The 14,430-nt window shown below is 57.9% G+C and carries 12 protein-coding genes; 11 read left to right on the plus strand and 1 reads right to left on the minus strand.

Annotated features, from left to right (window positions below; genetic code table 11):
* The first annotated feature begins 284 nt into the window (after positions 1-284).
* Positions 285-1,466, plus strand: a complete 1,182-nt coding sequence (gene opgC, locus RBB81_RS10010) for an OpgC domain-containing protein (RefSeq protein ID WP_353073582.1) — start codon at positions 285-287, stop codon at positions 1,464-1,466.
* Here opgC and RBB81_RS10015 read toward each other — a convergent pair.
* Positions 1,459-2,163, minus strand: coding sequence for a hypothetical protein (locus RBB81_RS10015; RefSeq protein WP_353073583.1), 705 nt, complete (start codon positions 2,161-2,163; stop codon positions 1,459-1,461). The two genes, opgC and RBB81_RS10015, sit on opposite strands and share 8 nt — an antisense overlap.
* A 254-nt stretch (positions 2,164-2,417) precedes the next feature.
* Here RBB81_RS10015 and RBB81_RS10020 point away from each other — a divergent pair, with 254 nt between their 5' ends.
* The 10 genes from RBB81_RS10020 to RBB81_RS10065 all read left to right on the plus strand — a co-directional run bounded on the left by RBB81_RS10020 (position 2,418) and on the right by RBB81_RS10065 (position 14,016).
* Positions 2,418-4,928 carry an LptA/OstA family protein gene (locus RBB81_RS10020; RefSeq protein WP_353073584.1) on the plus strand — a complete coding sequence of 837 codons (2,511 nt, stop codon included), beginning with the start codon at positions 2,418-2,420 and terminating at the stop codon, positions 4,926-4,928.
* The gene (lptB, locus tag RBB81_RS10025) at positions 4,928-5,656 is read left to right on the plus strand and encodes an LPS export ABC transporter ATP-binding protein (RefSeq protein ID WP_179581779.1); all 729 of its coding nucleotides are present in this window, start codon (positions 4,928-4,930) and stop codon (positions 5,654-5,656) included. Before RBB81_RS10020 ends, lptB begins: the two co-directional genes overlap by 1 nt.
* 226 nt (positions 5,657-5,882) lie before the next feature.
* On the plus strand, positions 5,883-7,619 hold the full coding sequence (gene rpoN, locus RBB81_RS10030; RefSeq protein WP_353073585.1) for an RNA polymerase factor sigma-54: 1,737 nt from the start codon (positions 5,883-5,885) through the stop codon (positions 7,617-7,619).
* 45 nt (positions 7,620-7,664) lie between these two features.
* Positions 7,665-8,288 (plus strand): ribosome hibernation-promoting factor, HPF/YfiA family, encoded by a 624-nt coding sequence (hpf, locus tag RBB81_RS10035; protein ID WP_353073586.1) that lies wholly within the window; start codon positions 7,665-7,667, stop codon positions 8,286-8,288.
* A 22-nt stretch (positions 8,289-8,310) separates the two neighbouring features.
* A complete protein-coding gene (gene rapZ, locus RBB81_RS10040; protein WP_353073587.1) occupies positions 8,311-9,249 on the plus strand; it encodes an RNase adapter RapZ in 939 nt (312 codons plus the stop codon).
* Between the two features lie 73 nt (positions 9,250-9,322).
* A complete protein-coding gene (locus tag RBB81_RS10045; protein ID WP_353073588.1) occupies positions 9,323-11,200 on the plus strand; it encodes an ABC transporter ATP-binding protein in 1,878 nt (625 codons plus the stop codon).
* Between the two features lie 14 nt (positions 11,201-11,214).
* The gene (locus RBB81_RS10050; RefSeq protein WP_353073589.1) at positions 11,215-12,102 is read left to right on the plus strand and encodes a YicC/YloC family endoribonuclease; all 888 of its coding nucleotides are present in this window, start codon (positions 11,215-11,217) and stop codon (positions 12,100-12,102) included.
* A gap of 58 nt (positions 12,103-12,160) precedes the next feature.
* A complete protein-coding gene (gene gmk / locus RBB81_RS10055; RefSeq protein ID WP_353073590.1) occupies positions 12,161-12,820 on the plus strand; it encodes a guanylate kinase in 660 nt (219 codons plus the stop codon).
* A 77-nt stretch (positions 12,821-12,897) separates the two neighbouring features.
* On the plus strand, positions 12,898-13,110 hold the full coding sequence (gene rpoZ / locus RBB81_RS10060) for a DNA-directed RNA polymerase subunit omega (RefSeq protein ID WP_179581786.1): 213 nt from the start codon (positions 12,898-12,900) through the stop codon (positions 13,108-13,110).
* Between the two features lie 18 nt (positions 13,111-13,128).
* Positions 13,129-14,016, plus strand: a complete 888-nt coding sequence (locus tag RBB81_RS10065) for a uracil-DNA glycosylase (RefSeq protein ID WP_353073591.1) — start codon at positions 13,129-13,131, stop codon at positions 14,014-14,016.
* Positions 14,017-14,430: the final 414 nt, after the last annotated feature.

Here is a 14,430-nt window from a genome sequence, read left to right on the forward strand (position 1 = left end):
CGACTTTTATATTTCAGCACTGCGTTCGTAAAGAAGGCATAAGAGATTTCGATGAAGTTCGTAAAGATGTTCGTCTTTGTTTTCTACGGTTCCTGGTGTTTTCGAGGGCTCTAAAAGCCGGTCTGGAATCTCTGGCACGGCTGAAGCGGATCTCTTGTTCCGGACGTCTGTTCTAGTAGTGAAGAGGCCTTTAGTGCTGGTCGATACGGAGCGAATCGCTACACCGTTGCTGGTGGCTTGTGGCCTATGCTGAAGGTGCGCTTTTTCCAGAGAGGGGATTACCAGTGACGCTCAGTAGTCCAAAGACGCAGAGGAGGCCGGAGTTGGATGCGCTGCGTGGGCTGTTCCTGGTGTGGATGACTTTCACCCATATGCCGACGCATTTCAGCGACTTCGTAAATCAGCCGGTTGGATTTGTGTCTTCGGCGGAGGGATTTGTGTTTCTGTCGGCGATGCTGGTGGGCACGGTCTATTTGCGAGACGCCTTGGAGGATGTGTCTGGTGTGATTGCGAGGTTGTGGCGGCGGACGTTGAAGATTTACGGCTATCACGTATTGATGCTGGCTTTCGCGTTTACTATTGCGGCTGCACTTGCGGCGAAGACTCACCGGTCAGCGATTTACAACCTCATTAATTTTTATCTGGCTCATCCGAAGGTGGCGATACTTGGCGGAGTGCTGCTGATTTACTGCCCTCCTTTATTGGATATTCTGCCGATGTATGTGATCTTCATGTTTCTGACGCCGATTTCGCTGGCGGTGGGTGTGCGTTATGGGTGGAGATGGGTGCTGGGGGGCAGCGCGGCGCTGTGGGTTTGGGCACAGTTTGGACTGCGGGAGCTGGTGCATGCGTGGATCGTGCGGGTAACTCATCTGCAGATTCCGTTGCAGGAGACGGGTGCGTTCAACTTGTTTGCGTGGCAGGGAGTTTGGATCGCGGGACTGTGGCTGGGGGCAAAGAGCGCCGAGGGCGAGATGCCGTTGAAGAGGGTTCCGGGATATGTGGTGGCGGTGTGCGGGGCGGTTTGCCTCTTCTTTCTTGGGGTGAGGCATCACTGGCTGGGACCTGTGTTGACGCAGGAGTCGCTGGGGATCGGGTTGGATAAGTGGCAGATTGGGCCGATGCGGGTGGTGAACCTGGCGGCGTTTCTAGTCGTTGGATATTGGATGCGACGGTATCTGGTGAAGCTGATCTCGGTTGAGCCGTTTCTGACGCTGGGAAAGGCTTCGCTGCAGGTTTTTTGCGCACACGTCTTCTTTGTGTTCGTCGGACTGACGCTGTTGTATGAAGATACTCCGCAGCTGCATGGTGCTCGTGCTTATGGGGTACTGTCGCTGACCTTTGCGGGGCTGATGCTGGTGGCGATGAGGGAGGCAAGGTTGCGGAGAGAGGCCAGGGCTGCTGTGGCGGCGGCGAAGAACACGGCGGCACGAGGCGACGGTGCTGTGGTTGAGAGCGCTAGTTGACGCGCTGCAGGCGGTCGATGAGCTTCTGGGCGAGGGGCTCGCCGGATTCGGTCCAGAGGAGGCGGCTGCTGATGCCGCAGTTCTTTTCGACGGAGAGGGTGAAGGCTAACAGCATCTCTACGTTCTGCTGGATGTGTTTGGTGGCGGCTTCGTCGAGCTGCTCGTCCTCGAGGGTCTCGGCGAGCCAGGGGGTGTCGAGTCCGAAGTCGACGCGGATGTGGCCGTTCTGGTCGAAGCTGGCGTGGTCGAAGTTGGGGCCGAATCCGAGGATGCGAACGGTGGCAGGCTGGAGCTTCCAGAGGGGATCGAGGGCGGCGGATTCGTACTCCGGGTCGATGTCGGAGTCGGGATCGATGTCTGGGTTGGGGTAGTTGGGGTCGACATCCGGGGACCAGAGCTTCCAGCGCATCTCGAACTCGTAGGCCATGTCGTCGTGGAGCTGCTCGGTGGCTTCGGCGACGGCGTTTTCGATGATGGAGCCGGAGGTGTCCTGGTTTTCTTCGGCGCGGTCGTCGTTGACGTAGATGCGCTGGTAGGTGGGCGCTTCGGTGAAGCTGATGGGGTAGACGCTGGCGGCGGCGACGCGCTTCTCTCCGCTGATGAGCGCGAACTGGCGCATGACCGAGACCATGGTCGCAGGGAGGGTTTCGAAGCGGAAGTTGGGGAACCAGAGACTGAGGTAGAGCTGATCGGCCATAGTTTTAGTTTAGACCTTTTGGTTCGATGACTGGTCCTGCCGGACGGGCCCACTGCGCGTGGGGCGGGCGTTCGCACGCCTTTTTAGAGCTTCGCGTGGTCCTCCCCGCTGGTCGGAGGAAGATGATTCCGACCAACGGGAGGACCCTGCAGGTGAGTTTGCCAAGACCGGTATACACGTCACGAAGTGACCGCCCCACGCGTAGTGGGCTCGTCCGGCAGGACTGCGGTGCGGAATGAGAAGATAGAAGGGGAATGAACGTTTCGGTAGAACGGCTGCGGGTCTGGTTGCTGGCGGGTGCAGGCCTGCTGGTGATCGTGATCGCCTCTTTTCTGGGGTACGCGCACTACCGGGCGCATCGGTTTCTGACGAATCTGCCGAAGAAGCTCGGGGTAAATGTTCGGCGGGAGACCAATGGATTTACTTATTCGCAGTCAGTGCAGGGCCGGACGATCTATACGGTTCATGCGGCCAAGGCAGTGGAACGTGGTGATGGCAAGGTGACGCTGCACGATGTGGGGATCGTGCTCTATGGGCTGAAGGAGGATCGGGCCGACAGGATCTACGGGAAAGAGTTTGAGTATGACCAGAAGAACCAGGTGATCCGTGCGGATGGAGAAGTGCATATCGATCTGCAGGCGCCGGAGGCAGCGGATGCGAACGCAAAGATGGACTATGCCGCAGGGAAGGATCTGCATGGCGCGGGAGCGGTTGAGACTAAGGATGTGCGGCTGATCCATGTGACGACCAGTGGGCTGGTGTTTTTGCAGAAGCTGGGTGTGGCGGCGACGGATAACGAGATTGAGTTTGCGTCGGGTGGGCTGACGGGGCATGCGGTGGGGGCGGATTACAACTCGGACACGGGAGTGTTGGTGCTGCACTCGGCGGTGAGGGTGAATGGGCTGGAGCATGACAGGCCGGTGGTGTTGACGGCGTCGCGTGCGGAGTTGGATCGGCAGAATGAGAGAGCGGTGCTGACTCAGGCGAAGTATGTGGCGGTGGGCGGCAAAGGGAATTCGGGGCAGACGGCGCAGGCGAGGAATGTTGTCGTGCATCTAAGGCCGGATGGAACGGCGGAGTGGGTTGAGGCGGAGGGAGAGGTAACGCTGACCGATGGGTTGGGCGGGACGGTTGTGGCTCCGCGGGGTGAGGTGACGTTGAATGCGCAGAGTCAGCCGGCGTCGGCGGTGATGCAGGGCGGGGTGAAGTACTCGGCGGATGAACCGCTGCGGCAGGCCAAGGGAGAGGCGGCGCAGGGACGGGCGGTGTTCGACAAGGTGGGCAGGCCGGAGCATGTTGTGATGACTGGCGCGGTGCATCTGAACGAGCGGGTTCGGACAGATGCGTCGGTTGAAGCCTGGGGGGAGCGCGATTTGAACGCTGGGCAGATGGAGCTGGCATTGTCCGCAGATCGCGCAGGTAAGGCGCAGTTGCGCGATGCGAAGGCCACCGGGGATGCGCGGCTGACGGTGATGAATCCGGCTGCCAAGGGTGGCGGAACGACTGGCAGTGCTTTGGCGGGGGATGTCTTGACGGCACACTTTGTGCGTGTGGGGAACGCAGACCATCTTGCGGAGGTGCATGGCGATGGGCACACGTCGATGCGTCGGGTGAATGGAAAGGGAGTCGTCGATACGAGCTCGGGGGATTCTTTGGTGGCGCACTTTCGGCCTGTGACTGCGGGTGCGGCGCGTGGTTCGAGCGCTACAGGCAAAGGGCAAGGGGCGGATGAGATTACGAGCGCGACCGAACAGGGGCATGTGGTGATGACAGAGTTGCCGGTGAAGAAGCCGGGCGATGCGGTGGCTCCGGCAGAGGAGCGAGTGACGGCGGAACGAGCTGCTTATGACGGCGAACTGGAACGGACGACGTTGACAGGCAACGTGCAGGTGAGCAATGGGACGAGTGTGTTGTGGGCGGATCGGGTGGTGACTGAACAACAGACGGGAGATGCTACGGCGGACGGTTCGGTGAAGGCCAGCTTTAGTCAGGTGGGCAGTGAGGCTGAGCCGGTGCATGTGCGGGCGTCGCGTGCGGAACTGAAGCATGATTCGCAGGTGGCGATATTTTATGGGGCGGGATCTCAAGGGGCTGGGGGCACGCCCGCGCGGCTGTGGCAAGGTGCTTCGCAGGTGGACGCTCCGGTGATTGAGTTTGAACAGAAGCAGAAGAGGCTGGTGGCGCACGGCGAGGGACAGGGCGCGTCTGCCGCTGTGCATACCGTGCTGGTAAGTGGTGGGTCTGGTAGCAATGCGGATTTAGCTAAGACGGGTAAGCGGACGGGAGGCGGCAAGACCAGCGTGGTCCGGGTGATCAGCCGTGAACTGGTTTATTCGGATGAGGCACGCAAGGCGGACTTTACGGGTGGGGTTCAGGTGGATAGTGCGGATGGAAGTATGCGAGGGCAGCAGGCGGTCGTTTATCTGCAGGCGGCTCCGGCTAATGGCGCGAAGAAGCCTGATGGGGCGGCCGGTGGATTTATGGGCGGCAACGTGGAGAGGGTTGTGGCGAGTGGGCATATCGAGATGCAACAGCCGGGCCGACGTGCGAGCGGGGAGCAGTTGGTGTACACCGCGAGCGATGGCATGTTTGTTTTGACTGGTACTCCGACGGCGTTACCGAAGGTTGTGGACGATCAGCGGGGGACCGTAACGGGTACGTCTTTGCAATTCCACACCGGAGATGACAACGTCGTGGTTTCTAATGAAGGAGAGAGTGGCGCGGGGCAACGAGTGCGCACGGAGACGCGGGTGAAGAACAAGTAATGAAGACCTTATCGACGGAGGAGATTGGCAAGTCGTACGGCGGCCGCCAAGTGGTGAAGGGGGTCAGCCTGGAGATCGAGCAGGGCGAGGTGGTTGGGCTGCTGGGGCCGAATGGCGCGGGAAAGACGACGAGCTTTTACATGATTGTGGGGCTGGTGCGGCCGGATACGGGGCGCGTGCTTGCGGATGGGCACGACATCAGCCGGTTGCCGATGTATCTGCGGGCGAGGAACTATGGCATCAGCTATCTGCCGCAGGAGCCTTCTGTGTTTCGCAAGCTGACGGTGCAGGACAATATTCTTGCGGTGCTAGAGGCGCAGCAGTTGAGCTGGGAGAGCCGGCGTACGCGTACGGAGAAGCTGATTGAACAGCTGAACCTGGGGCATGTGCGGAAGACGCGCGGCTATGCACTGAGCGGAGGAGAGCGCAGAAGAGTGGAGATCGCGCGATGTCTCGCGATCGAACCGGCGTTCATTCTTCTGGATGAACCGTTTTCGGGTATCGATCCGATTGCGGTGTTGGATCTGCAGGAGATTATCTTCGGATTGAAGAAGAGCGGGATTGGGGTGCTGATCACCGACCATAATGTGAGAGAGACTTTGTCCGTGACAGACAGGGCTTACATCATTGCCGAGGGAAAGATTTTTAAGACGGGAACGCCGGGTGAACTGGGGCGCGACCCTGAGGTGAGACGGATTTATCTGGGCGAAAACTTCTCGATGGGTTGATGAGCGGCGCGCGTTACAACTTCTGTTGTAAGACAGAGATGCTATCGGTGCAGGGCGCGCAGCCTTTGACAGCGTTAGACTTACAGCGAGATCGAGGCAGGGCGTGTAGACTGTGGCCAAGCCAGGGAATAGCGTTCTGTTTGTAATTAATTGCACAATGAGCACGAGACGTGCCAAATGGCACATCTCTAGCAAAGTCAAAGTAATTGGGTTGTGAGGGAATAACGTGTTGCTGCAACCGAAGCTGAACTTGAAAGTCTCGCAACGACAGGTATTGACGCCTGGCCTGGTGCAGATGGTCAGCGTGCTGGCGCTGAACAAGCTTGAGCTGAGAGAGATGATCAACACTGAGATGGTGGAGAATCCGGTGCTGGAGGAGTTGGAAGAATCGGTCGCCACGCTGGATGAAAGAGCGGGCCTTGAAGGCGATCGGGAGCGTTCTGCGGAAGATGTTGCCGCGGAGAGTGAAAGGGTGGAAAAAGACCCGTTCGATGAGATCGACTTCGGCAGCTACTTTCAGGATTATCTCGATCCGGGTTTTCGCACGGCCTCTAATTTCGAAGAGTATGACAAGCCATCGTTTGAGAACTTTCTTTCGCAGCCGAGCACACTGAGCGACCATCTGGCGTGGCAGCTTGGGTCGCTGACGCTGAGCCCGGAGGTTCGAGCAGCGGCAGAGTTGGTGGTGGGAAATCTGAATGAAAATGGCTATCTGACGGCGAGCGACGAGGAGCTGGTTGAGGCTCTGATGCAGATGCAGGAACCGGAACGGTCGGAACCGATTCCATTTGAGCGGGGCACCAGGAGCCGGTCTGCGCATGTGTGGGATCTTCCGGAGACGAGCGAGGGAGAAGACGGCTCGGTGCAGGGTAAGTCGTTGGATTTAGCGGCTGCTTCCGATGAGACGGTCGGCGTGTTTTTGGCGGCGGTCCGCGAGGCGCGGAAGGTGGTGAATTTTCTTGACCCAGTGGGAGTGGGGTCGAGGGATTTGCGTGAGTGTCTGCTGATTCAGATATGCGCGCAGCAGGGTGAGGCGGCGATAGTGCTTCGACGCCATCAGATGCATGCTGCAGATGCAGCCGCAAAAAATGGTCCAGCCGGCGACGAAGACTACGGCGCGACAGAGGTGGTAGCAACCTCCGATCATCCGGGACGCGAAGATGTCTTCAGTATCGCGACGCACATTGTGACGAACTGTCTACCGCTGCTGCAGAAGAAGGATATGCGCGAGCTGACCCGGAGCTGCGGACGCACGGCGGACGAAGTGAATGCGGCGGTGGAGTTTATCCGCACCTTGGATCCGCGCCCGGGGCAGCGATATAACCACAGCGAAACGCGGCTGATTGAGCCGGATGTGGCGTTTGTGAAGCGCGATGATGTTTATGTCGTGTTGATGAACGAAGAGGATATGCCGACGCTTCGGTTGAATCAGGGCTATCGCAAAATGCTGCAGCAGAAGCAGACGGAGAAGGAAGTCAAAGAGTACGTGAAGGAGCGGTACAAGTCGGCGATTCAGCTGCTGCGGAATATCGAGCAGAGGAAGAATACGATTGTGCGAACTTGCGAGGTGATCGTCAGGCGGCAGCAAGAGTTTCTGGAGCATGGTGTCAATGCATTGAAGCCGATGATGATCAAAGAGGTTGCAGAGGAGATCGGTGTGCATCCCTCCACGGTGAGCCGCGCGGTCGCGAACAAATATGTCCATACCTCGCAGGGCGTGTTCGAGCTGCGGTTTTTCTTCTCTGAGGGAGTAAACGGGCCGGAGGGCGGCGATCTTCCGTTGGTCCTGCTGAAGCGCAAGGTGAAGAAGCTGATCGAGGAAGAGGATGAGCGGAAGCCGCTGACGGATGATCAACTGGCTGCTGAGTTGCAGCGGCAGGGGATTCAGGTGACCCGAAGGACGGTGGCGAAGTACCGGGAAGATATGCAGATACCAAGCACGCACCAGCGTCGTGTGCGCTGATCGTCTGCGAAAGATCCGAACCGATCGCGGGGACGAGGTGAACGTATGGACGTGGAGTACACCGGCAGACAGACAACGATTACAAAAAAACTGAAGTCACAGGCGGAAGAAGGTGTTGAGGCGATTGCGAAGATCGTCGGCAACTCCGGCAGCGTGCATGTGATTTTGTCCACGGACAAGTATCGACAGATCGCTGAGGTGACGGTGCAGACCAAGCATCAGAAGATGGTGGCACGGTGCGAGGCTACGGACATGATCGTCGCGTTGCACGATGCGCTGGCGAAGATTGAACAGCAGGCGATCCGGCACAAGAAGAGATACGGGACGATCAAGCGGCATCCCAAGTCGGATTTGAAGGGCACTGCAGCTGAGGTTGCGGCTCCTGTGGCACGGAAGACTGCCGCGGTGAAGGCGGTGGCGAAGAGCAGTGTTGGCCGCAAGGCAGTGCCGATGCTGGTGCACTCTTTTCCGTCGCACTCGCCGCTTGCGGAGCCGCATGTGGTGCGCTCGAATGATTCAGTTGCGTTGCGGCCGATGTCGATCGAGGAGGCGGTGAAGGAGGCTGCGTTCCGAGACCGCGAAGTATTTGTATTTCGCGACCATGGGGGGCAGGCGATGGTGCTCTATCGTAAGCGCGACGGAAAGATGGAACTGATCGAAGTCCCTTAGACTGGGGTGCTAGGATTTCTGCATGAGGAAGCGGGTCACGAAAAGTTCTGTGAAGTCATCCACGAAGACGCGCAGGAAGAGAGTCGTGGAGGTTGTGCTTCCGGAGCATCGGGGCGAACTGGTCATTTTGACTGGACTCTCGGGGTCGGGGAAGCTGTCGGCGCTGAAGGCGTTTGAGGATTTGGGGTACTACTCGGTCGATAATCTGCCGCTGGAGCTGGTGCCGAGTTTTGCGGATCTTGTGCGACAGTCCGCAGAGATCGAACGTGCGGCCTTGGTGGTCGACGTGCGCGAGGGGATGCGGCTGGATGAGTTTCCGGGGATTCTAAAGAAAGTTCGCAAGGTCCTGCCGACGCGAGTGGTATTTTTGGAGGCGAGTGAGGATGCGCTGATTCGGCGATTCTCCGAGACGCGGCGGCCTCATCCAATGGGACGCAGCGATACAGTGGTGAAGTCGATTCGAGCGGAGCGCAAGCGGCTGGATCCGATTCGCAATGTCGCCGACATCGTGTTGGATACGACGAAGTTCAATGTGCACGATCTTCGAGCTCATATCAACTCACAGTTCGAACGTGAGGAGAGCGGGCGAGCTTTGATGATCTCGTCGAACAGTTTTGGGTTCAAGAATGGAGTACCTACAGAGGCGGATCTGGTGTTCGACGTGCGCTTTTTGCCGAATCCTCACTTTGTGCCGGAGTTTCGCAAACTGACTGGCAAGCATCCTAAGGTGGCGAAGTATGTTCTACAGTTTCCGCAGACGAAAGAGTTTTTGGATAAGACGGCGGAGATGTTGAAGTTCCTTCTGCCTCATTACATCAAGGAAGGGAAGAGCTATCTGACGGTGGCGTTTGGATGCACCGGAGGACAACATCGGTCGGTCTTTATCGCGGAAGAGATGAAGAGACGGCTGGCAGATGAGGGGTATCGGGTGAAGACCGCTCACCGGGATATGCCGAAGTAGCTGCTGCGCGCGGTCTGGCGCAATAGAATAGTAAGATGCGCAATGCGATGGCAACAATCGGGAGAGTGACGGCTTGAAGCGCATCTGGCGATTGCTGCTGTACGTTCGTCCTTATGCGCTGTACTCAATGGCGTCGGTGGTACTGATGGCGGTGGTGGGCGCGATGGCGGCTTTCCGCGTGCTGCTGGTGAAGCCGATCTTCGACAATGTGCTGAGTCCGGATGCTTATACGCATGACGTGCTGGTGTTCCCTCATGTGCCTATTCTCAGAAGGTCTTTGAACCTGCACTTTCTGGTTCCGAGCCCGCTGCATAATGCGTGGACGGTGGTGGCGTATGCGCTGGTGGTCTCTGCCCTGGTCAAGTCGGTGTGCGATTACGCGGGGACGTATCTCGTGAACTACGCGGGCTTCGGAATGATCACCGATCTGCGGAACGACCTGTACAACGCGGTGCTGCGACGTTCGGTCGGCTTCTTTCAGAAGCACACGACGGGGACTTTGCTGTCTACGCTGATCAACGATATCGAGCGCGTGCAGACAGCTATGTCGAGCGTGCTGGGGGAGTTTCTGCAGCAGATCTTCACCTTGATTTTTATGATCGGTGTGGCAATTTTTTACGGCGGGAAGTTGGCCTGGGTGCTGCTGCTGTTTGTTCCTGTGGTGATTTCCTCCGCGCGACGCATTGGTCGCAGGGTTCGGCAGACGACGCGCAAGGGACAGGACAAGCTGGCGGAGATTCAGAACATTCTTCACGAGACGATTACGGGCAATCGAATCGTGAAAGCCTTCGGAATGGAACTGTGGGAGATGAATCGCTTTCGCCGCGCGGCGCGGAGGTTGTTCAGCGCGAATCTTCGCTCGGTGAGTGTGCAGGCGATCAGCTCGCCTTTGATGGATGGGCTCGGTTCGGTTGCAATCGCACTGTTGTTGCTGCTTGGCCGCGACCGCATCAAGAGCGGTTCGATGACGATCGGCTCATTTATTTCTTTCCTGATCGCGGTGTTTACCTTGTACGATCCTGTTCGGAAATTTGCATTGTTTTACAACAGCTTTCAGCAAGCGCTCGGAGCAAGCGAAGAGATCTTCAAGTTTATGGACGCGCAGGACGATGTTCAGGAGAAGAAGCGCGCGTTTGTTTTGAAAGGGTTTAAGGAGGAGATCCGTTTTGAAGATGTCGGCTTCGCCTATGAGAGCGATGGCGAGATAAGGCAGGTTCTGCATGGAATCAATTTGAACGTGCGGCCCGGCGAGGTCATTGCGTTTGTGGGGCCGAGTGGTGCGGGCAAGTCTTCGCTGGTTAATCTCATTCCTCGGTTTTTTGATGTGAACGATGGAAGGATCTTGTTGGATGAGCACGATCTGCGTGATGTGACGATTGCATCGTTGCGACAGCAGATTGGAAAGGTGACGCAGGAGACCGTGCTGTTCAACGATACAGTGCGGAACAACATCGCTTACGGTCAGCCGGATGTTCCGATGAATAAGGTGGAAGAGGCTGCGCGGATGGCGCTGGCGCATGAGTTCATTCTCAACATGCCTGACGGGTATAACACGATGATAGGCGAGAAGGGGACTCGGCTGAGCGGGGGAGAGCGTCAGAGACTTGCGATTGCGCGGGCGATTTTGAAGAACGCCCCGATCTTGATTTTGGATGAGGCAACATCGGCGCTCGATATGGAGAGCGAACAGTTTGTGCAGGCGGCGTTGGCGAATTTGATGCAGGGCCGGACGGTGTTTGTGATCGCTCATCGCCTTTCGACGGTGCGGAGAGCTTCTCGGATTGCGGTGATTGAAGGGGGACGGATCACGGAGATCGGCACGCACGACGAGCTGATGCAGCACTCGGGGACCTATCGGCGGCTCTACAACATGCAGTTCAGTGAGGACGATGTTGTGCCGGCGAGTAACAGCGAAACTGCGCTACCGGTGGGGCTGGAGGGGATCGCGTGAGGAGTGTTTATTCGATGACTGGGTACGCCAGTCTGCGTGGGGCGGTGCGCGATAGCATCTCTTTTACCTTGGCTATGAAGAGCGTGAACCATCGGTTTCTCGATCTTCATCTGCGGTTGCCAGCCTCCTGCGATGGGCTGGAGGTGCAGATGCGGAGGATGTTGAAGGAGAATCTGCGGCGGGGGCATATTGAGGTAACACTGCAGTTGGAGCGCAGGGCGAATGTTGAGATCCAACTGCATACGGGATTGCTGGAGGCTTATGTGCAGGCGTTCCGTGAGGCTGCCGTGACGCATGGCGTGTCGGGCGATCCGGACTTGAATGCGATGCTGCGCATACCGGGTGTGATGAGTACTGAGAGTGTCGCAGGTGCCGCGGATATTGAGGGGCTTGATGCAGCGGTGCTCTCGCAGATCGTGCCGCTTGTAGGGAAGCTGAATGAAGGGCGGGCTCAGGAAGGTGCGACGTTGGCTGTTGAGCTGAAGGCTTCGATGCTGCGGCTGCAGGCTTTCGGGGAAGAGATGGCTGGGCTAAGGAACGGCGTGCGCGAGGTGCAGTTCGAGCGGTTACGGAGTCGACTGATGGAGCTGACGCAGGGCGTTCCGGTGAGCGAGGAGCGGCTGCTGGCTGAGGCTGCGGTGCTGGCGGAGAAGAGCGATATCGAGGAGGAGATCGTTCGGTTGCGGACGCATGTGGAGCGCTTTGTGGCGATGCTGGAGGAGGGCGGTGAGTTGGGCAAGCGTCTGGACTTTCTGCTGCAGGAGCTGAACCGCGAGGCGAATACGATGCTATCGAAGACCAGCGGAGCAGCGGGCGAGAATAGCTTGCGGATTACGGAGCTGGGACTCGAGATGAAGGCCGAGATTGAGAAGGCGCGGGAGCAGGTTCAGAATCTCGAGTAGCTCGAGTGGGCGCGGTTGTTAGACTGGCAGAGACAAATTGATTAGGTGATTGAGGCGCATGGCAGGAATTCTTTTTATCATTTCGGCGCCGTCGGGTTCGGGGAAGTCGACGCTGGTGAGTCAGCTGCGGACGTTGGTGGAGGGATTGGATTTTTCGATTTCGTATACGACGCGGGCGCCACGGGGGTCCGAGACGGATGGGCGCGAGTACCACTTCACGACCCGGGAGGAGTTCGAGCGGATGATTGCGGCGGGAGACTTTCTGGAGTGGGCAGAGGTCTTTGGCAACTACTACGGGACGGCGATTTCGGCACTGGGACATGCGAAGGACGCGGGAAAGGACCTGCTGCTCGATATCGATGTGCAAGGCGCGGTGCAGGTGATGAAGAAGATGCCGAGGGCGGTTTCTATCTTCATTCTGCCGCCGAGTCCGCAGGTATTGGAGATGCGGCTGCGCAACCGGAGCGAGGCGGAGCATGTCACGTCTGAGAAGGTGATTCAGAGCAGGTTAGCTGAAGCTCGGACTGAGTTAAAACAGATGTGGGATTACAAGTATGCGCTGGTGAATGATGTGCTTGACCAGGCTGTGGCGGAGCTGCGGGCGATTGTTTTGTGTGAGCGCGGTGAGCGGGACGGAGTGCAGGCGCTGGCTTCGAGTTGCAGAACCGATGCCGCTTCGCCTCGGTTGAAGAAGGCTCTGAGTACCTTTCACGAATAAAGAGCGTGTTATCCACTACGAATTGTGTATGGCTTTTCACCGGGGTGAGTTATAACTTCTGCATCGGGGTGAAACGCATGACGATTGAGAATGCTTTCCACAATAAGTACAGTCTGGTGAAAGGTGCGGCGCGTCGCGCGCGGCAGCTACAGTCTGGCGCCTCTCCTCTGATCGTGGCCAAGTCGATGAAGGCTTGTCGCGTGGCGCAGGATGAGATCAAGCAGGGACACGTGAAGTTCGTTTTGCCGGAGAAGGTTGTAGAACCTGTACTTGATCTTCCTGTGCACTAAGCGCGATACCATAGAGCCATGGCAGGTGAAGTAGAGCAGCAGCTGCGGGCTTACGTGGAATATCTTCGCGACATGGGCGTCCATGACTTCTATCGTCAGGGCGAGCCGGTGTACGCGGAGACCGTTCCGGTTGCTCCTCTTGCTGCCGTTGATGTGGTTTCTGTTGTCGATGACGCGGTGGAAGCGCGACCATTGCCTGCGAAGGCGGCTGTGGCAGAACAGCGGGCTGTTGCTGTTTCGAGTCGACCTCAATTTCTGGAGCCTCCTATCGCGAAGCTTGTGAGTTTCGATGATCTTGTTCCCCTGCCTGCAACCCGGGTGGCCGCGGCGCATAAGGCTGAGGCACTGATTGGAATCAAAACTGAGATTGGCGATTGCACGCGGTGTCCGCTGGCGTATGCGGGCAGGCGGACGATCGTGTTCGGCGATGGCGATGCCAATGCGCGGTTGATGTTTGTCGGCGAGGGGCCGGGGGCGGATGAGGACACCTCGGGGATTCCTTTTGTCGGGAAGGCTGGGCAGCTGCTCAACAACATGATCCAGGCGATGGGCCTCAAGCGGGAGGAGGTTTACATCGCCAACATCGTGAAGTGCAGGCCGCCGGCGAACCGGGTTCCTGAGCCGGTGGAGGCCAATACCTGCGACCAGTTTTTGCTGCAGCAGATCGACGTGGTACAGCCCCAGGTGATCGTGGCGCTGGGGTCTACGGCGGCGACGTACCTGCTGGGTGTGAAGCAGTCCCTGAGCGTGCTGCGGGGCCGCTGGCATAGCTGCAGGGGAGCGAAGCTGGCGGTGACCTACCATCCGGCGTTTCTGCTGCGGGATCCGGGGATGAAGGGTGAGGCCTGGAAGGATCTGCAGAGGGTGATGGCGGAGATGGGGTTGAAGGGCGCGAGCCGGGGCTGACAAAGTTGTGGTCCTTTTGGGAAGTGTGGGGGGTACCCCCTGGGGGGTATTTACGCGCAAGTTGTTTGTTTATAGTTACTTGCATTTTTTGAAAATCTCCAAAATATTCTAAACAAAAGGGTTACAGGTAAATAAGTCTAAACAAAAGAGTTACGGCCTTTAACGACGAAGAGCCCGAGCAGAAGCTCGGGCTTTTTTCTATCTTTATCCAGTTTACGGGATTGGTGGTAACTAATACGCCACGCGAATCTCCTTTATTGGCGCGGGGATTTGCGATTTGAGGGCTTGACAGGTTTTTGAGGGGGTGGGAGGACGGGCAACGACAAAAAGCAAAAGCAGATCCCCTGCGGGGATGACAACAAGAAAGGCAACCGCAACTGCAACGGCAACTGCAACTGCAACTGCAACTGCGAC

The organism is Tunturibacter gelidoferens (assembly GCF_040358255.1).
GTDB lineage: Bacteria > Acidobacteriota > Terriglobia > Terriglobales > Acidobacteriaceae > Edaphobacter > Edaphobacter gelidiferens.

Bases quoted from the DNA above. Each gene is read 5' to 3' on its own strand.
- rapZ (WP_353073587.1), top strand. From the start codon at position 8,311: ATGAGGAAGCGGGTCACGAAAAGTTCTGTGAAGTCATCCACGAAGACG.
- rpoZ (WP_179581786.1), top strand. From the start codon at position 12,898: ATGACGATTGAGAATGCTTTCCACAATAAGTACAGTCTGGTGAAAGGT.
- RBB81_RS10065 (WP_353073591.1), top strand. From the start codon at position 13,129: ATGGCAGGTGAAGTAGAGCAGCAGCTGCGGGCTTACGTGGAATATCTT.
- RBB81_RS10050 (WP_353073589.1), top strand. From the start codon at position 11,215: ATGACTGGGTACGCCAGTCTGCGTGGGGCGGTGCGCGATAGCATCTCT.
- hpf (WP_353073586.1), top strand. From the start codon at position 7,665: ATGGACGTGGAGTACACCGGCAGACAGACAACGATTACAAAAAAACTG.
- RBB81_RS10020 (WP_353073584.1), top strand. From the start codon at position 2,418: ATGAACGTTTCGGTAGAACGGCTGCGGGTCTGGTTGCTGGCGGGTGCA.
- RBB81_RS10015 (WP_353073583.1), bottom strand. From the start codon at position 2,163: ATGGCCGATCAGCTCTACCTCAGTCTCTGGTTCCCCAACTTCCGCTTC.
- gmk (WP_353073590.1), top strand. From the start codon at position 12,161: ATGGCAGGAATTCTTTTTATCATTTCGGCGCCGTCGGGTTCGGGGAAG.
- lptB (WP_179581779.1), top strand. From the start codon at position 4,928: ATGAAGACCTTATCGACGGAGGAGATTGGCAAGTCGTACGGCGGCCGC.